The following is a 17,364-nucleotide window of genomic DNA, read 5'->3' on the forward strand; positions in this document are numbered from 1 at the left end:
AAATATCTTTCTTTTTTAATATATCATCTAATATATCTTTATGCTTCCTTTCCTCTTCAGCTAATTCCTTAATCATAGCTTTAGTGCCCAAATCTTTTACATAATTTATAAGTTTGCTATAAAAATCGTATGCTAGCTCTTCTTTTCTTTTTGCTTCTAAAAGTATCTCTTCAACCGTTTTTTCATTATTCATATAAATTAAAATAGTGATATTTTATCCGATAACAAGACTAAAATTGGAGAAAATATTGTTAAAAGTATAACTATAATAGAAGTGCAAAATATAGATATATAAGAATTATAGCTATGTGATATCTCAGCCTCTCTTTCAACATCTTTAAAATACATATAATAGACAACTCTTATATAATAATAGCAACCAATTGCACTATTAATGATAGCTATAATTGCAAGCCATAAAAAGCCTGCCTTAATAGCCGCCATAAAAGCATAAAATTTTGCAACAAACCCTGCCAAAGGAGGTATCCCCGCTAAGGAAAACATAAATACTAACATAGCTAGTGAGATCAATGGATTCTTTTTAGCTAATCCAGCAAAATTTTCTAGATGTTCATCTGGTAAATTCTCTTTTGAAACAATAATTGATAAAACAGCAAATGCCCCAATATTCATAAATGAATAGATGATCATATAAAAAACAATAGATTTGAAAGCTAAATCATTGGCAGCAACAAAAGCAACAAGCATATAACCAGCATGTGATATTGCAGAATAGGCTAACATCCTTTTAATATTCTTTTGAACTAGAGCAACAAGATTACCATAAGTCATAGTCAAAATAGCTAAAATAACAAAAAACAACTGCCAGTGGATTTGAGCTGGATCCATAGAAATCCAAGCAAACCTAATAAGGCCAGCAAATGCAGCAGCTTTAGGAGCAACAGTCATAAAACCTGCAATGGGAGTTGGAGAACCTGTGTAAACATCTGGAGCCCACATATGAAATGGTACGGCTGAAATTTTAAATGCAAAACCCGCGAGCATCATAACCAGTCCAATTTTAAAATTAAACTCATCAATACCATTATTTAAAATCATGTTGGCTATATCATGATATTTTGTACTACCTGCATAGCCGTAAATATAGCTCAATCCAAATAAAAATATAGCTGAAGAAAATGCGCCAATTATAAAATATTTTATACCAGCTTCATTAGATTCAATATTGTCCTTTTCATAACCTGCCAATATATAAAGTGAGATAGACATTGTCTCCAGACCAACATAAAATACTGCTAAATCAAGAGCCGATGCCATAAACATCATACCAATTATACTTAAAAATAAGATTAGGTAATACTCACCACTAGGCTGAATACGTCTGGCATTGTAGTTAACCGAATTAAGCATTGTAAAAATAAAAGCTATACTAAAAACAAGAAAAAAGAGATATGAGAAATAATCCCAAACAAGCATATTAGAAAAGCCGTAAATTGGCGTTTTTGAAGGTATAGAAAATAATAATACAAATAATATAAATACTATACCAAAATAACCTAAAGTATATTTATTTTCTTTAGATGTTATTATCTCAACAATTATCAACATAAACCCAAAGAGTAACATCAATAATTCTGGTAATACTGATACAATATTTTGAGTCATCAATTCCTCCCTATTTTAAGGCTACATTTAATGTCATATTATTAACATGGCTAACTAATAATTTCACACTTTCATGCATGTATGAAGTGAATGTTTCAGGATATATACCAACCCAAAAAACAATAATGATTAGAGGTACCATATATATCCATTCCCTTATATTTAAGTCAGTTAAATTGTGCAATTTTTCATTAAATGAATGAAAAAAAACACGCTGGTAAAGCCAAAGCATATAAAAAGCAGATAAAACAATGCCTAAAAGAGCAATTATAGCATAATTTGAAAAACTCATAAAAGCCCCAACAAAAACTAGAAATTCTCCCACAAAAGCCCCCATACTTGGCAAACCAACTGAAGCAAAGGTAAAAATCATAAATATTGTTGCATACACTGGTAATTTCGATGCAACACCACCGTAATCTGCAATAAGCCTTGTATGAGTTCTCTCGTAAATAATACCTATAAGCAAAAATAGTGCACCTGTTATTATACCATGATTAAACATTTGCAATAAACCACCCTCAATACCAGCTTTATTTAATGTATAAATACCAAGGGTTACAAAACCCATATGACTAACAGAAGAATAGGCCACCAACTTTTTCATATCCTTTTGCACTAGCGACATCATAGCACCATATATTATTGCAACTACCGAAAGTATTGCAATTAAAGGAATAAATTTAAGTGTAGCTACAGGTGCCATTGGAAGGCTAATCCTTAAAAAACCATAAGCACCCATCTTTAGTAAAACACCAGCTAAAATAACAGAACCAGCGGTTGGTGCTTCAACGTGAGCATCAGGTAACCATGTGTGAACAGGAAACATCGGAACCTTAATTGCAAAAGCAAATAAGAAAGCAATAAATATTAATATTTGAAATGTAACTGGATAAGATACACTTGATAATTTTAGCATGTCAAAGGTTGCCTCATTGAACATATCTATATGTTTCAAATATACTGCAATTATCGCAATCATCATAAACAAGGAGCCTGCCAATGTATAAATAAAGAACTTTATGGCAGCATAGATTTTATTTTCGCCACCCCATACACCGATTATTAGATACATTGGGATAAGCATTGCTTCCCAAAAAATATAGAATAAGAAAAAATCAAGAGCAACAAAAACACCTAACATAGCTGTTTCTAAAACAAGCATTGATAAATAAAACTCACGTCTTCTTATACTAATATATTTAAAAGAGGAAAGTATTGAAATTGATGTTAATAATATTGTTAAAAAAACCATCAATATAGATATACCATCTACACCTAAATAGTATTGGACACCCCAAGATTTAATCCACTCATATTTCTCAACGAATTGTACATAACCATTTAATTTATCAAAATTACCCATTAGAGGTATAAGAAAAACACACTCAATAAGGCTAGCAATAAAAGAACCCCACATTGTTATTCTCTCACTTCTAAAAAATAACAGTAGAATTAAAGCAGAAAACATTGGGAAAAAAACAATTGTAGTTAATAAATGATTGCTAATATAATCCATCTATAAATCCTCCTTAAACTGCATAAAACAATATAATTAGTAATAGTGTTGCAAATACCATTGTAAATATATAGGATTGTATCCTTCCTGTTTGTATATACTTAAATATATTTCCAAAAAACATAGCAGTTTTACCGCATGCATTAACTATAAAATCTATAACGTGTATATCAAAAGCGAACCATATTGCCTCTGATAAGTAAACAATAGGCCTTACTATTAAAGCACCATAAAGCTCATCAAAATACCATTTATTAAATACAAACTTGTATATTGGCCTAAAGGCTTTTGCGATTTTATCAGGTAAATCTCTTCTGTAAACATATAAAAGAGTTGCTAGTGATAAGCCAGCTAACGCCAAAATAATGGAGATTACCATAAGCGAAATAGATACTCCCTCTACTAAATGTGGTATATGTAAATGTTCTGGAATTAAAACAGGTGCTAAAAAGCTATGTATAAACCCATGCTCTAAAGGAATACCAACTAACCCACCTGCAATAACCGACATAAATGCTAGTACAATAAGTGCAAATGTCATGGTCTTTGGTGCTTCATGGGCATGATCATACAAGTGTTTATCCCTTGGCTCTCCAAGAAATACAACATAAAAGGATCTAAACATATAAAATGCAGTCATAAAAGCAACAATAACACCAATAAACCATGCAAATATATGCCCTGAGGCAAAGGTTTGCGCTAAAATCTCATCCTTACTAAAAAAACCTGCAAATGGTGGTATACCTGATATTGCTAAGCATCCAATTAAATATGTCCAAAAAGTAATTGGTAACTTTTTCTTCAAACCTCCCATTAACCTAATATCTAAATTATCTTGCATTGCATGCATAACAGCACCAGAGCATAAAAATAATAAAGCTTTAAAGAAAGCGTGGGTAAATAGATGAAAAATACCTGCAATATAAGCACCTGTACCTGTTGCCATAATCATATAACCAAGTTGGCTTACAGTTGAATAAGCTAAAATTCTCTTTAAATCAAACTGTGTAATACCAATTGTTGCACCGATAAGGGCAGTCAATGCCCCAACAAAGACTATAACATTACTGGTCATAACAGCTTCGCTGAAAAGCGGATTACAACGGGCTACCATATAAACACCAGCGGTTACCATTGTTGCTGCGTGAATTAGTGCTGATACTGGTGTTGGGCCCTCCATGGCATCTGGCAACCATACGTGCAATGGAAACTGGGCTGATTTACCAATAGCACCACAAAATAAACCAAGGGTCATTAACTCTAACAAATTTACATTAAAGCCAAAGATATTAAAAATTGTATTTTTGGCTTCCAAAATTAACTCAGAGTTAAAAACATTATCATAGGTCAATGACTTAAAAGTAAAAATAACTAACAATACACCAACATAAAAACCAAAATCCCCAATCCTATTTGTTATAAAGGCTTTTTTAGCGGCAAAAGATGCTGATTCTCTTTCAAACCAAAAACCAATTAATAAATAAGAAGACAAACCAACTAATTCCCAACCAACAAATAACATAAAAAAGTTATTTCCTAAGACTAATATAAGCATTGATGTTATAAATATTGAAAAATATGTGAAAAATCTATGATATCCCTCGTCATGAGCCATATATCCTATAGAATATATGTGAATCATAGAGCCAACAAAGGTAACAACAATTAACATAATAGCTGAAAGGGGGTCAATTAAAATCCCAAAAGGTATAACAATATTCTCAGCAATCACCCAATTATAATAAATAATATCAGCCCTATATCCTGAGCATACCTTGAAAAAAACAATTAAAGATAAGAGAAGAGATAACAAAACAGCTCCAACAGATACAATATGAGCCTTCTTTCTTATGAATTTTCTTCCAAACAACCCATTAATAACAATACCTATTACAGGAAATAGTATAATCCATAATTCTAACATATGCACACCCTTACCACTTTAATATTTTGAATGCTTCAGAATCTATAGTTTGTTTATTTCTATATAGTGACACAATAAGAGCTAAACCAACAGCAGCTTCAGCTGCAGCAACAGCCATAATAAATATAATAAATACCTCACCAGATATTAGGTTTAGATACTTTGAAAAAGCTGCCAAATTAATATTAACAGCATTTAACATTAGCTCTAAGGATATAAAAATAATTATTAGGTTTCTCCTCAATAAAACCCCTGCCATTCCAATACCAAAAATAACTGCACTTAATACTAAATAATGCTCTAAAGTCATCTATCACCCCTTATTTTCTTAAAGCTATAACTATTGCTCCAATCATGGCAATTAAAAGCATTACTGCTGCAATTTCAAAAGGCACAACATAGTTAGTAAATAGCTCGCCTCCAAATAGCTTTACATTACCAACCTCTGCTATTTTTTCTGCCGTTATTTGACCTTTCTCTCCTAGATACCTTATACTGCCAATCGCTATCATAATTTGAACAACTAATATTAATATTACAAAAACAATTATACTAGAACTTAAATGAACCTTTACAACACCTGTAGCCTTAGGATTTAGCAGCATCACTACAAACAAATATAATACTAATATTGCCCCAGCATATACAATTACCTGTATTGCTGCGATAAATTCAGCATTTAGCTGAATAAATATGCCAGCTACACAGAAAAAAGTTAATAACATCCATAATATTGAATGAACTAAATTTCTCCTAGTAATCATAAATATTGAGGAAACTAAAATTATTATTGATAGCAAATAAAATGCTAATTTTTCCATAATTAATTATCCCCCTTATAATTGTCAACAAGGGCTTTCATATTAACAATATATTTATCCCTATTAGTATTTACTGTATTATATTTATTCCCCATGTGAATTGCATCAACAGGACAAGCTTCTTCACAAAAACCACAATATATACATCTTGATAAGTCTATATGATATTTTCTAACCATTCTTTCACCTTTAGGACCAGCATCTGTTTCTATATCTATACACTCTGATGGACAAATCCTAGCACATAAATAACACCCAACACATTTAGGTTCACCTTTCTCATTAGTCTTCATATAATGAATACCTCTAAAGCGTGGATATATCCTAGGTTTTCTATAGGGATACATTTCAGTCACAGGTTTACTAAAGAAATGTTTTAATGTTACATATAGACCTTGAAATATCTCAGTAAAAAGCAATACATCAAATAAATTTCTCCTAAACTTTACCTTCATTATCGACCCCTCTAAATTATATACATAACAATAGAAGTTATAACAATATTAACAAGTGCCAGTGGAATTAATACCTTCCAACCAAAAACCATTAATTGGTCAAACCTAAGCCTTGGCAGTGTTGATTCTAACCAGAGATAAATAAATATTATAAACAACACCTTTATAAAAAACCATAGAATACCTGGCAAAAATGGTCCATACCACCCACCTAAAAATAAGACTGTGGCAATACACGCCGCCAATATCATATGAGCATACTCAGCCAAAAAGAATAGAGCAAATTTCATACTAGCATACTCAATTACAAAACCAGCAACTAATTCCTGTTCGGCTTCAAGTAGATCAAAGGGAATCCTATTTGTTTCAGCCAAGGCTGCCAATAAAAATATAACAAAGGCTAATATTTGAGGCACAATAAACCACAAGTGTTCTTGAGCTAAAACTATCTCTTTCATGTTCAATGAGCCAGCTAATAGTAATGGACCTATAAGGGATAAACCAAGGGCAGTTTCATAACTAATCATCTGTGCAGATGTTCTAAGTGATGCAAGGAGTGCATATTTAGAATTTGATGCCCAACCAGCCATTATAATACCATATGTCCCTACCGATGATAATGCTAATATATAAAGTATCCCAATATTTAAATCTGCTATATAGGGATGTATTGTATAACCTAAAACTGTTATTGTATCACTAAAAGGTATAACAGCAAATGCTGCCAACACACAAGTCATAGAAATAATAGGGGCTATTATATAAACTGGCCTATCTACCATTGAAGGCACTATATCTTCTTTTGCTATTAATTTAACGGCATCTGCTATAGGCTGTAATAATCCCTTCCAACCAACATGTGTAGGGCCTAACCTTGCCTGCATATGTCCAACAACCTTCCTTTCTGCATAAGTCAAATAGGCAACTGCAAGTAAAACAATTGTTACTATTACAAGTATTTTTACTAGCAATATTATAGTTGTCACAATCATTATCTACTCCCCAACTGTATTCATAGCTACTTTTTTTAACTCCACTTCAACATAGGGCCCTTCCTTAAAGAAAGGAGCTGTCTCAACATAGTTACTAGGTAAAGTTAATAAACCCTTCGTTAAACTCTTATTAACTGATAATTTAAATGATCCACTAACATTCCCTTTCTGGATTGTTGCAATATCGCCATCATTCAAATTAAGTTTTTTACAATCCTCTGGGTTAATTTGCAAAATAGGTTTACCATACACCTTACTTAAGTCTTCTGACCATCTTGTAAAAGTACCTGAATGCAATCTAGAAGTCTCAGGGTAAAGTATAAAATTTGAGGTATTTTTAAAACTCTTATCAAACTTTTTGAAATCACCCTTAATGCTATAAGGATACTTAATTAAATTGTTATTCCAATTTATATTTTTATATAAAATATTTTCACTTTCTATAATATTCCTTACTTCTCCTATACTTTTTATATTTCCTATTTCACTATTTCCTGCCAACGAGAAAAGCTTGATTATTATATCTAAATCAGAAAACTTGTCTTTTCTAACTGCAGGTTTTAAGCTTTGCACCCTACCCTCTAAATTTGTAAAAGAGCCCTCCTTTTCAGCATATAGTAAAACTGGTACGTAAATATCAGCTAATCTTGCAGTCTCACTTTTAAAAGGGTCAGTTACAAACATAAATTCCAGTGTTTTCTTTAAATTGTGAAAATCAGTAAATTTTGGATTTACCACAAGATTTTCACCAAATACTATTAACGCCTTAATTTCGCCACTTTTTAAGGCATTAACTATATCTTTTGTTTTTTTTCTTTCATTATAAGCAGGCCCCAATCCATTGATACAACCCATATCAACAATCCCTTGAGAATTATTCTTGAGCTTTGCAGGCAACAACTTTACAAGCGGAAACTTATCTTTTAATTTTTTCACATAATAAGGGTCATATGGGCTATAAGGGTCATATATTAATATAGGTTGTTTTGCACCTTTTAAAATTTTTGCTATAGAAGCATCCTCTTTATCTGATAAAAGTAACTTATCAAATTTTTCATATATTTCATCAGGTTTGCCTATAACAAATTCCTTTGCAACCCTTTCTAGGGCAGTATAACTTGGATAAAATACACTCAAAAAGGCGCCTGCCCTTGAAGCTCTTCTTACTGCATAGCCTAATATTGGGTTTGATTCAGTGACATCTACATTAAATACCACAATTGCATCACTTTTTTCCACATCTTCAAGGGTTGCCTCAGGCAGAAAATTACCACTTTCAGAGGAATAAACATTCTCTGTTTTATAACATTCCCTTGCTAATTTCTGTGCTAAAAAGGCTTCTTCATTTGTTAGTCTTGGTGAAATATAAAATGCTATAGAATCACTACCATATTTTTTAACAGTGTAATCAAGCCTATTATGTGCATTTTTAATGGCTTCATCTGCACTTACTTCCTTTCTTCTTTCGCCTTCAATTATAATAGCATTTTCCTTTCTCAGTGAACTATTTATTAATTCATAGCCAAACCTACCCTTTACACATAGAAAACCATGATTTATACCTGCATCTACGTCTTCTTTAATACGAAAAACCTCGTCTTTCTCATGATCAATAACTATAGTGCAACCACAAGAACAATAGCCACAAATCGAATATGTATCTTTTAGCTTCCACGGTCTATTCTTAAATAAATAAATTTTATTATTGAGAGATCCAACAGGACATACACTCATACATTGACCACAATACTCGCAGTGCCATGGTTGATCAAAAGCTGTTCCAACATAGGTATCTGTACCCCTATTTATGAAACATATATTTTGAATATTTACAACCTCATCACAAATTCTTACACATTTACCACACAAAACACACCTATCAACATCCCTCTCAATAAATGGGTTTGAATGATCAGCTGGTGTATCTTTAGGTGCTGCGTCAAACCTTACCTTTGAAACACCAAATTCATACGTCAAATCCTGCAATGTACACTCTCCACCTTTATCACATATAGGGCAATCTAATGGATGGTGTACTAATAATAACTCTAACACTAATTTTCTAATCTTTTTTAGTTTATCTGAATTGACTATTACTTCCATTCCATTGCTAACTGGTGTTGTGCAAGCAGTAAACAACTTTGGAGATCCTTTTACCTCTACAAGACAAACTCTACAGGCCCCAAAGGGTGCTAACATTTTATGATGACAAAAAGTTGGAATATATATGCCTGCTTTAGAGGCAGCTTCCAATATTGTGCAATCTTCTTCTACTTTGACTATTTTTCCTTCTATCTTTAATTCAATCATTTAAAATACTCCCGAATTTAGTCAATAGCATTAAATGGACAGTTTACTATACACTCCCTACACTTAACACATTTTGATTTATCAATATATGCGGGTTTACCCTTCTCCCATGTTATTGCATTTACAGGGCAAACTCTAAAACATATACCACATTTCTTGCATCGCTCATTGGATACAACAAAGTCTATTAAATCTGAACACTCCTTCGCTGGGCAATTTTTTTTATATATATGCTCTTCATATTCCTCTCTAAAATAACGAATAGTTGTTAGCACAGGATTAGGGGCAGTTTGACCCAAACCACATAGAGATGAAGTCTTTATATCCTGGGCAAGATCAAGCAATAACTCTATGTCTCCATCTCTTCCCTCACCCTTTGTTATCCTGTCTAATATATCTAACATAACCTTTGTCCCAATTCGACATGGCACACACTTTCCACAAGACTCCCTTTGTGTGAAAGTAAGGAAAAATTTTGCTGTATTAACCATACAATTAGTATCATCCATTACAACTGCACCACCAGAACCCATCATTGCACCTGAAGCCACAAGGGAATCAAAATCAACTGGTGTATCAAGCAATGCTTCTGGAAGACATCCACCAGAGGGACCACCTAATTGCACAGCCTTAAATTTTCTTCTTTTAGGGATACCCCCACCAACTTTATATATTAAATCCTTTAACGTAATACCCATTGGAACTTCAACAAGGCCAGTATTCTTGACTTTTCCAGCTAAGGCAAATATCTTTGTACCCTTTGATCTCTCTGTTCCTATAGAGTTAAACCATTTAGCCCCCCTATTTATTACCAAAGGCAGATTTGCCAATGTTTCAACATTATTAACATTAGTTGGCTTCCCCCACAAACCCTTTACAGCTGGAAAAGGGGGTCTCGGTCTAGGCATACCTCTTTGACCTTCAATAGAAGCTAAAAGAGCAGTTTCCTCACCACACACAAAGGCACCTGCTCCCTCTTTTAAATGTATCTTAAAACTAAAATTACTACCTAATATATTTTCACCTAAATATCCCCTTTCTTCAGCAATCTTTAAAGCAATTTTCACTCTTTTTATAGCCAATGGATATTCTGCTCTACAATAAATATAGCCTTCACTACATCCTATGGCATAAGCAGCAATTAACATCCCCTCTATAACACAATGAGGGTTACCCTCTATTATCGATCTATCCATAAATGCACCAGGATCACCCTCATCAGAATTACACACTAAATATTTTAGATCACCTGGAGACTTCCTACAAAACCCCCACTTAACACCCGTTGGAAAGCCAGCTCCACCGCGCCCTCTTAAACCAGATTGTTTCACTTCTTCAATAACTTCATCTGGCTTCATAGTGTCTAAAACTTTTTTTATAGCTGTATAACCGCCAAACCCTATATAATCATCAATATCTTCAGGGTCTACTTTCCCACAAATCTGCAAGACATTCTTATTTTGACTTGTTAGAAATTCATAATAATCTTTCTTGGCAGCATATTTCTTTACTATCTCGCCACCTAAAATATGTTTCTCTACTATATCAGGAACTATATCAGGTGTTACATGTTCATATGTAACTGGCTCCTCACCTGGAATCAATACATCAACTAATACATCCCTTGCGCATAGACCCCTGCACCCTGTCCTTTTTGCCTTACAATTACGCTCTTTAACTGTTGCTTTATCTAACCCTCTTTTTTCAAACTCTTTTGCAAAAGCATCTAAAACTTCAAAGCCACCTGAAGCTACTCCTGCTGTTCCCACACACACATGTACTTCAGTTAATTCAATGCTATTAGTTAACTCAACACTATTTGTTGTCATAGTTATTATGCCCCTTTAGCTTTTTTAACATAATCTTTAAATATACTCCTTGCTTTTTCAGGGGTTAAATTACCATAGGTCTTATCGTTTACAACCATTACAGGCGCCATTCCACAAGCACCTATACATGAAACTTCCTCAAGTGTAAAATTCAAATCTTTCGATGTTTCACCTGGTTTTACACCAAATTCCTCACTTGCAACTTCTGATATTCTCTTTGAACCTTTTACATGGCATGCAGTACCTCTACACACCCTTATTATATATTTACCCCTTGGCTCAGTATAAAACTGAGAATAAAAGGTTAAAACCCCGTATATTTGATGAGGTGACTTATTTAAATTATCGGCAATTCTCTCTACCATCTCTTTTGATAAATAACCATAGTAATCTTGTACACGTTGTAAAATAGGTATTGTCGCCCCTTCAGTATCTTTAAACTCCTTACATATTCTATCAATCTCACTAAGATCAATCTGTTTTTCTTCTTTTGCTTGAACCTCAGACATTATAACCCCCTACCTATCAACCTCACCTAAAACTATATCAATGCTACCAATAACAGCAACCATATCAGCCACCATATAACCTTTGCTCATAGCAGGTACAGCCCCTAAATTAACAAAAGAAGGAGCTCTAACTTTTAGTCTATAAGGTTTTTCACTACCATCAGATACTATATAAAAACCAAGCTCACCTTTTGTGCTCTCAATTGATGCATAGACTTCACCCTTAGGAGGAGTAAATCCTTTAGACATTAAATAAAATCTTCTTATTAACGCCTCCATTCTCGTATATACTTCTTCATGAGAAGGTATTCCAACCCTCGGGTCATCAGTCATAATAGGTCCATCTGGCAAATTGTCTAATGCTTGTTTAACAATTCTTCTAGACTGCCTCATTTCCTCTAATCTAACAAGATACCTGGCATATACATCACCATCCTCATAACAGGGAATTTCAAAGTCCATCTTATCATAAGCGCAATAGGGTTCAAATTTTCTAACATCATATTTTATGCCAGAGCCCCTCATTATAGGACCACTTGTGCCATAACTTAACGCATCCTCTTTTGATAATACGCCAATACCTTTTGTTCTCTTAAGCCATATCCTATTCTTTAGAAGTAGTGTCTTATAGTCATTTATTCTATCTTCAAATATATTCACAAATTCATAAGCTTTATCAATAAATTCTTGTGGGACATCCTCTCTAATACCCCCCACTCTTACCCATGAACTAGTCATTCTCTGGCCTGTTGCAATCTCAAAGAGATCTAAAACCATCTCTCTTTCTCTAAAACAGTATAAAAATACTGTCATAGCACCTATATCTAACGCGTGTGTACCAAGCCATACTAAGTGACTAGCTATCCTTGCAAGCTCTGCAAATATAACTCTAAGATAATCAGCCCTCTCAGGGATCTTCAAATCAAAAAATTTCTCAACAGCTAAACAATAGGCCAAATTACTTGAAAGAGAAGCTACATAATCCATCCTATCAGTTAGGGGTATAAACTGATGGTACATCCTATTTTCAGCGAGCTTCTCCACACCCCTGTGAAGATAGCCTATATCAGGTTTAGCATCAATTATAACCTCACCGTCCAAATCTAATATAAGCCTAAGCACACCATGAGTACTTGGATGCTGTGGACCCATATTAATTGTTATTGTTTCGCCAAACTTACCTTCTTTTCTATTCTCAGTTAATGTTTCTCTCATCAAAAGACCTCTACAAATTTTTATATTTAATGCCTAAACCCTGCTCATCTGCGTCGTTATACCAACTTCTATCTTTAAGATCAAAATCTTTCCTAAGGGGGTGTTTTTTGAAAAAATCAGGCATTAAAATACGTCTCAAATCTGGATGTCCTATAAATTTTATACCAACCATATCGTATTGCTCTCTCTCTAAAAACATAGCTGATTTATATAGATCTGTCACTGTTTCTATATTTTCATCTTTTAAAGGGACTTTTAATAGAACCCTTATATTGTTAGTAATTGAATATTGGTTATAAACAACCTCAAAGGGATATTTTGAATTATCTGGATAGTGAACCCCAACAATATCAACAAGATATTCAAAGGTAAAACTATCTCTTAACTTTTTAATTATATCTTTAAAACAATTTCTACTAGTAACTAAAAAATTACATCCAAACTGAACATAGCTAGTAAAATCTTCTGTAATATCCTTTCTTATAACGTTACAAATCTCATCAAAGTTCATATACTCCCTCACTTTCTAACAACCTTTTCTCCCATTATTCTCTTTTGCAGTGCAAATATAGCATCATAAAGAGCTTCAGGTCTTGGGGGACAACCTGGTATATAATAGTCCACTGGAATAACATCATCAACGCCTTGAACAGTTGAATATGTGTTATAAAGACCACCACTCGTTGCGCATGAACCCATTGCAATAACCCATTTTGGCTCTGGCATCTGATCAAAAACCTTCTTAACAGTAGGTGCCATCTTTCTTGTTACTGTTCCTGCTACAATCATTAAATCAGCCTGCCTTGGGGATGCTCTAAAGATTATCCCAAATCTATCAAAATCATACTTAGCTGCACCACAAGCCATCATTTCAATAGCACAACATGCAAGACCAAAGGTTACAGGCCATATTGAAGACTTTCTTCCCCAGTTGATAACATTATCCACTGTTGTGGTTAATATGTTTTCTGGTAGTTTATTATCTATTAATCCCATTCAAACGCTCCTTTTGACCATTCGTAAAAAAATCCTATTACTAAGATTGCAATAAATAATAATACCGCTGATAAACCCAATAAACCAGACACATCAAAGGATACGACCCAGGGAAACAAAAAAACAGTTTCAACGTCAAAGATTACAAACAACATTGCTACAATATAAAATTTCGCATTATACCTTTTTCTTGCATCACCAAATACTGGAACCCCGCATTCATATACATCGTATTTTATTTTATCTGGCTTATCAGGTCTTACAATTACACCAATATAAGCCATAATTAAACCAATAAATACTGCTACCAAAAACAACAAGAACACAGCATAATATGAGCTATACATTCTCTTCCCTCATACAATTAATATATTATTCTTTTTAGTGTATAACAAAGATTGTATACAATGTCAATATGTTTTTTATATTTTATGTTTTTTAAACTATTCTATAATTATTTAATAATTTCATAAAATCCATTGTGTAATCTGCAATAAATTTTCTATGTATCTTATAAAAGGGATCAAAAAATTCCAACGAATGCGCATGTAATGCTTGTCTATCAATATTAAATTTTTTGGTCTTCTTATTACCGTAAGTTTTATCCCCAACTATAGGAAAACCACAATGTTTCATATGAACCCTAATCTGATGCGTCCTCCCAGTTAATGGCTTAATTTCAGCTAAAAAAATATCATCAAACCTTTTTATCACCTTTACAAAAGTAATAGACCTTTTACCATTCTCAGTAACTGTCATTATCTTTCTTTCTTTTACATCCCTACCTATATTTGCATCTATTAACCACTCATCATTAGGGGGGTTTCCTATACAAAGAGAATGGTATATTTTTTTCATCTTCCTACTCTTAAACAATTCAATCAACATTTGCCTGCTATTCTCACTCTTTGCAACTATCATAATACCAGAGGTATCTTTATCTAATCTATGAACTATACCAGGCCTTATGTCATGTTCTTTAAAAGAATTATCGAATTTATTCAACAAAGCATGAACTAATGTATGGTTTAGATTTCCATCACCTGGATGCACTACTAAGCCAGGTGGCTTATTTATAATTAAATAATAATCATTTTCAAATATAATTGGGATATCTGCCGGTTCATACATTAGTGAATATGGTTTTTTTTCTGGTATTTCAACTACCACTTTATCACTAACCTTTACCTGATATGATGCTTTTAACAGCCTTTTACCATTTAATTTTACATAGCCTCTTTTTATTAAGTTTTGGCAGAAACTCCTTGACCTACCAGTCCTATCTGCTAAATATACATCTAATCTTGATATACTTTCATCAGAATCTACATTAAAAATTTTTTCCATAATTTTTTAGTTATATTAAATATTATTATTGACATAATCAATATAAAATATTATGCATATATACTTAAATTCCTTGCAATATATAAAAATATATTGCTTTAACCATAAGGAGGTATTATGAGAGTTTACGAAACAATATTAATCACTAGGGCTAATCTAACAGATGATGCTTCAGAGTCAATTTACAATGAAGTTAAAGATTATCTAGAAAAAAATGATTGTCAAATATTAAAAGAGGAGAAATGGGGCAGAAAGAAATTAGCCTATGATATTGACAAGCAAAACGATGGAATATATTATTATATTAAATACATATCCTCAAAATATAGCATACCAAAAGAATTAGAAAGAAGATTAAATCTTAATGAGAATATATTGAGATTTTTAACAACGAGACTTAATGAAAGAAAAGAAAATTTAAATATTGACAAAAGCGATAATCAAAAAGAAGAAACAACAAATATTAAAGAGGAATAATATGGGTTTTTTAAATAAAGTAATATTGTTAGGTAATATAACAAGGAATCCAGAAACAAGGTATCTTCCTGGATCAAATACACCTATAACAAAATTTGGCCTAGCCGTTAATAGGCGTTACAAACAAAATAATGAATTGAAAGAAGAAACTTGTTTTATTGATATTGTAGCCTTTGGAAAGACAGCTGAATTTGCAAGTGAATTTTTGACAAAGGGCATATCTCTCTTAGTAGAGGGGAGACTCTCATATAGAACATGGGAACAAGATGGGGTTAAAAGAGGCAAACATGAGGTTATAGCAGAAAATTTACAATTAGTATGGAGAAAAGATAATTCACCAACTAATAATGATAATATAACTAGCGATATGGGTATTAACGAAGAGGACATACCCTTTTAATAATATAATAATAAGGAGGTTAAATGGAATTAAGGAAACCCTTTCCAAAAAAAAGAGAATGTAGGCTATGTGCTGATAAAATTGACGTTGACTATAAAGATACAGAGCTTTTAAAGAGATACATATCTGAACGAGGAAAAATATTGCCTAGAAGAATAACAGGGGCATGCGCAAAGCATCAAAGAAAGCTTGCCACAGCAATTAAAAAAGCTCGTATACTGGCTCTACTACCCTTTACCTTAAGAAAGTAAATTAATATTTCTATATTAGCTTTGGATAAGAACAAACCATGAGCAACATTCAACAACTGATCGACATCAGCTTTGCCTCACAAGATATGATGAAAACCCTTGGTGCAAAATTAGCTATGGTGGCGGATGGTGAGGTGCATATTGGGTTGCCCTTTTCCAAGCATCTTATACAACAGCATGGTTTCCTACATGCCGGCGCCATTACTAGCATAGTTGATAGCGCCTGTGGCTACGCAGCTCTAACGAAACTACCAAAGGGCTATGAGGTATTGACCGTTGAGTTCAAGATAAATTTTCTAAAACCTGCGCTGGGTAAACGATTCTTAGCAGTAGGGAAGGTGCAGAATACGGGAAAGTCCCTCACAGTTTGCACCGGTGAAGTTCGAGCGTTTTCTGTAAATGAATCTTCCTACAATGTAGTTGCACTAATGCAGGCAACGATCGCTAATATTCAGGATAATAAGAAATAAATAAGCCTAGATTAAACATAATGAAAAATTATGCTTTGTATCCCATATTCAGTTATATTTTATTTTTATCTTGCTTTATAGTTCCTTTCATAGGACCTATTATATCTTTATTCTCAGGATATATTCTCTACCTTTACATAATTAATAATAATAAAAAATTAAATGCCCTCTATTTACTGATACTTTTATTTACCTCAACAGTTTTTCTTACTATTAATATATC

At 33.0% G+C, this 17,364-nt stretch carries 20 protein-coding genes; 4 read left to right on the forward strand and 16 right to left on the reverse strand.

From position 1 onward, the window contains the following. From SVN78_03045 to SVN78_03120, 16 genes are all read right to left on the reverse strand, one after another. A partial coding sequence (locus SVN78_03045) for a ferritin family protein (protein ID MDY6820582.1) occupies nucleotides 1–193 on the reverse strand: 193 nt, incomplete at its 3' end. A gap of 5 nt (nucleotides 194–198) precedes the next feature. Further along, on the reverse strand, nucleotides 199–1,626 hold the full coding sequence (locus tag SVN78_03050) for an NADH-quinone oxidoreductase subunit N (GenBank protein ID MDY6820583.1): 1,428 nt from the start codon (nucleotides 1,624–1,626) through the stop codon (nucleotides 199–201). A gap of 10 nt (nucleotides 1,627–1,636) precedes the next feature. Then, nucleotides 1,637–3,145 carry an NADH-quinone oxidoreductase subunit M gene (locus SVN78_03055; GenBank protein MDY6820584.1) on the reverse strand — a complete coding sequence of 503 codons (1,509 nt, stop codon included), beginning with the start codon at nucleotides 3,143–3,145 and terminating at the stop codon, nucleotides 1,637–1,639. Nucleotides 3,146–3,158: 13 nt separating this feature from the next. After that, nucleotides 3,159–5,069, reverse strand: a complete 1,911-nt coding sequence (gene nuoL / locus SVN78_03060; protein ID MDY6820585.1) for an NADH-quinone oxidoreductase subunit L — start codon at nucleotides 5,067–5,069, stop codon at nucleotides 3,159–3,161. Nucleotides 5,070–5,079: 10 nt separating this feature from the next. Beyond that, nucleotides 5,080–5,379: an NADH-quinone oxidoreductase subunit NuoK gene (gene nuoK / locus SVN78_03065; protein ID MDY6820586.1), complete on the reverse strand. Its 300-nt coding sequence runs from the start codon at nucleotides 5,377–5,379 to the stop codon at nucleotides 5,080–5,082. Nucleotides 5,380–5,389: 10 nt separating this feature from the next. After that, on the reverse strand, nucleotides 5,390–5,890 hold the full coding sequence (locus SVN78_03070) for an NADH-quinone oxidoreductase subunit J (GenBank protein MDY6820587.1): 501 nt from the start codon (nucleotides 5,888–5,890) through the stop codon (nucleotides 5,390–5,392). A 2-nt stretch (nucleotides 5,891–5,892) separates the two neighbouring features. Further along, a complete protein-coding gene (gene nuoI / locus SVN78_03075; protein ID MDY6820588.1) occupies nucleotides 5,893–6,345 on the reverse strand; it encodes an NADH-quinone oxidoreductase subunit NuoI in 453 nt (150 codons plus the stop codon). A gap of 11 nt (nucleotides 6,346–6,356) precedes the next feature. Continuing rightward, nucleotides 6,357–7,337 carry an NADH-quinone oxidoreductase subunit NuoH gene (gene nuoH, locus SVN78_03080; protein ID MDY6820589.1) on the reverse strand — a complete coding sequence of 327 codons (981 nt, stop codon included), beginning with the start codon at nucleotides 7,335–7,337 and terminating at the stop codon, nucleotides 6,357–6,359. Nucleotides 7,338–7,340: 3 nt separating this feature from the next. After that, on the reverse strand, nucleotides 7,341–9,647 hold the full coding sequence (locus SVN78_03085; GenBank protein MDY6820590.1) for a molybdopterin-dependent oxidoreductase: 2,307 nt from the start codon (nucleotides 9,645–9,647) through the stop codon (nucleotides 7,341–7,343). Between the two features lie 17 nt (nucleotides 9,648–9,664). After that, nucleotides 9,665–11,476, reverse strand: coding sequence for an NADH-quinone oxidoreductase subunit NuoF (gene nuoF / locus SVN78_03090; protein MDY6820591.1), 1,812 nt, complete (start codon nucleotides 11,474–11,476; stop codon nucleotides 9,665–9,667). Between the two features lie 5 nt (nucleotides 11,477–11,481). After that, nucleotides 11,482–11,985 carry an NADH-quinone oxidoreductase subunit NuoE gene (nuoE, locus tag SVN78_03095; GenBank protein ID MDY6820592.1) on the reverse strand — a complete coding sequence of 168 codons (504 nt, stop codon included), beginning with the start codon at nucleotides 11,983–11,985 and terminating at the stop codon, nucleotides 11,482–11,484. A 9-nt stretch (nucleotides 11,986–11,994) separates the two neighbouring features. Further along, on the reverse strand, nucleotides 11,995–13,200 hold the full coding sequence (gene nuoD / locus SVN78_03100; protein MDY6820593.1) for an NADH dehydrogenase (quinone) subunit D: 1,206 nt from the start codon (nucleotides 13,198–13,200) through the stop codon (nucleotides 11,995–11,997). Nucleotides 13,201–13,210: 10 nt separating this feature from the next. Further along, nucleotides 13,211–13,711, reverse strand: a complete 501-nt coding sequence (locus SVN78_03105) for an NADH-quinone oxidoreductase subunit C (GenBank protein MDY6820594.1) — start codon at nucleotides 13,709–13,711, stop codon at nucleotides 13,211–13,213. 8 nt (nucleotides 13,712–13,719) lie between these two features. Next, nucleotides 13,720–14,196 carry an NADH-quinone oxidoreductase subunit B family protein gene (locus SVN78_03110; GenBank protein MDY6820595.1) on the reverse strand — a complete coding sequence of 159 codons (477 nt, stop codon included), beginning with the start codon at nucleotides 14,194–14,196 and terminating at the stop codon, nucleotides 13,720–13,722. Then, a complete protein-coding gene (gene ndhC, locus SVN78_03115; GenBank protein MDY6820596.1) occupies nucleotides 14,187–14,543 on the reverse strand; it encodes an NADH-quinone oxidoreductase subunit A in 357 nt (118 codons plus the stop codon). The genes SVN78_03110 and ndhC overlap by 10 nt, the downstream gene beginning before the upstream one ends. A 91-nt stretch (nucleotides 14,544–14,634) precedes the next feature. Further along, nucleotides 14,635–15,543, reverse strand: a complete 909-nt coding sequence (locus SVN78_03120) for an RluA family pseudouridine synthase (GenBank protein ID MDY6820597.1) — start codon at nucleotides 15,541–15,543, stop codon at nucleotides 14,635–14,637. Nucleotides 15,544–15,660: 117 nt separating this feature from the next. Between SVN78_03120 and rpsF the strand changes: the two genes are divergently transcribed. The 4 genes from rpsF to SVN78_03140 are packed head-to-tail and all read left to right on the forward strand — an operon-like array spanning nucleotide 15,661 to nucleotide 17,141. Further along, a complete protein-coding gene (gene rpsF / locus SVN78_03125) occupies nucleotides 15,661–16,020 on the forward strand; it encodes a 30S ribosomal protein S6 (protein ID MDY6820598.1) in 360 nt (119 codons plus the stop codon). A 1-nt stretch (nucleotide 16,021) separates the two neighbouring features. After that, the gene (ssb, locus tag SVN78_03130; protein MDY6820599.1) at nucleotides 16,022–16,420 is read left to right on the forward strand and encodes a single-stranded DNA-binding protein; all 399 of its coding nucleotides are present in this window, start codon (nucleotides 16,022–16,024) and stop codon (nucleotides 16,418–16,420) included. A gap of 23 nt (nucleotides 16,421–16,443) precedes the next feature. Then, entirely contained in the window at nucleotides 16,444–16,671 is a 228-nt protein-coding gene (gene rpsR, locus SVN78_03135; protein ID MDY6820600.1) for a 30S ribosomal protein S18, read from the forward strand. Nucleotides 16,672–16,709: 38 nt separating this feature from the next. Next, the gene (locus SVN78_03140) at nucleotides 16,710–17,141 is read left to right on the forward strand and encodes a PaaI family thioesterase (GenBank protein ID MDY6820601.1); all 432 of its coding nucleotides are present in this window, start codon (nucleotides 16,710–16,712) and stop codon (nucleotides 17,139–17,141) included. The last annotated feature ends 223 nt before the right edge of the window (nucleotides 17,142–17,364 follow it).

It is taken from the genome of Deferribacterota bacterium (assembly GCA_034189185.1).
GTDB lineage: Bacteria > Chrysiogenota > Deferribacteres > Deferribacterales > UBA228 > UBA228.

Coding starts and splice junctions, on each gene's coding strand:
- SVN78_03110 (MDY6820595.1), bottom strand. CDS start 14,196: ATGGGATTAATAGATAATAAACTACCAGAAAACATATTAACCACAACA.
- nuoF (MDY6820591.1), bottom strand. CDS start 11,476: ATGACAACAAATAGTGTTGAGTTAACTAATAGCATTGAATTAACTGAA.
- rpsR (MDY6820600.1), top strand. CDS start 16,444: ATGGAATTAAGGAAACCCTTTCCAAAAAAAAGAGAATGTAGGCTATGT.
- SVN78_03070 (MDY6820587.1), bottom strand. CDS start 5,890: ATGGAAAAATTAGCATTTTATTTGCTATCAATAATAATTTTAGTTTCC.
- nuoH (MDY6820589.1), bottom strand. CDS start 7,337: ATGATTGTGACAACTATAATATTGCTAGTAAAAATACTTGTAATAGTA.
- nuoD (MDY6820593.1), bottom strand. CDS start 13,200: ATGAGAGAAACATTAACTGAGAATAGAAAAGAAGGTAAGTTTGGCGAA.
- rpsF (MDY6820598.1), top strand. CDS start 15,661: ATGAGAGTTTACGAAACAATATTAATCACTAGGGCTAATCTAACAGAT.
- SVN78_03105 (MDY6820594.1), bottom strand. CDS start 13,711: ATGAACTTTGATGAGATTTGTAACGTTATAAGAAAGGATATTACAGAA.
- nuoK (MDY6820586.1), bottom strand. CDS start 5,379: ATGACTTTAGAGCATTATTTAGTATTAAGTGCAGTTATTTTTGGTATT.
- nuoL (MDY6820585.1), bottom strand. CDS start 5,069: ATGTTAGAATTATGGATTATACTATTTCCTGTAATAGGTATTGTTATT.
- SVN78_03120 (MDY6820597.1), bottom strand. CDS start 15,543: ATGGAAAAAATTTTTAATGTAGATTCTGATGAAAGTATATCAAGATTA.
- SVN78_03050 (MDY6820583.1), bottom strand. CDS start 1,626: ATGACTCAAAATATTGTATCAGTATTACCAGAATTATTGATGTTACTC.
- SVN78_03085 (MDY6820590.1), bottom strand. CDS start 9,647: ATGATTGAATTAAAGATAGAAGGAAAAATAGTCAAAGTAGAAGAAGAT.
- ndhC (MDY6820596.1), bottom strand. CDS start 14,543: ATGTATAGCTCATATTATGCTGTGTTCTTGTTGTTTTTGGTAGCAGTA.
- nuoI (MDY6820588.1), bottom strand. CDS start 6,345: ATGAAGGTAAAGTTTAGGAGAAATTTATTTGATGTATTGCTTTTTACT.
- nuoE (MDY6820592.1), bottom strand. CDS start 11,985: ATGTCTGAGGTTCAAGCAAAAGAAGAAAAACAGATTGATCTTAGTGAG.
- SVN78_03140 (MDY6820601.1), top strand. CDS start 16,710: ATGAGCAACATTCAACAACTGATCGACATCAGCTTTGCCTCACAAGAT.
- ssb (MDY6820599.1), top strand. CDS start 16,022: ATGGGTTTTTTAAATAAAGTAATATTGTTAGGTAATATAACAAGGAAT.
- SVN78_03055 (MDY6820584.1), bottom strand. CDS start 3,145: ATGGATTATATTAGCAATCATTTATTAACTACAATTGTTTTTTTCCCA.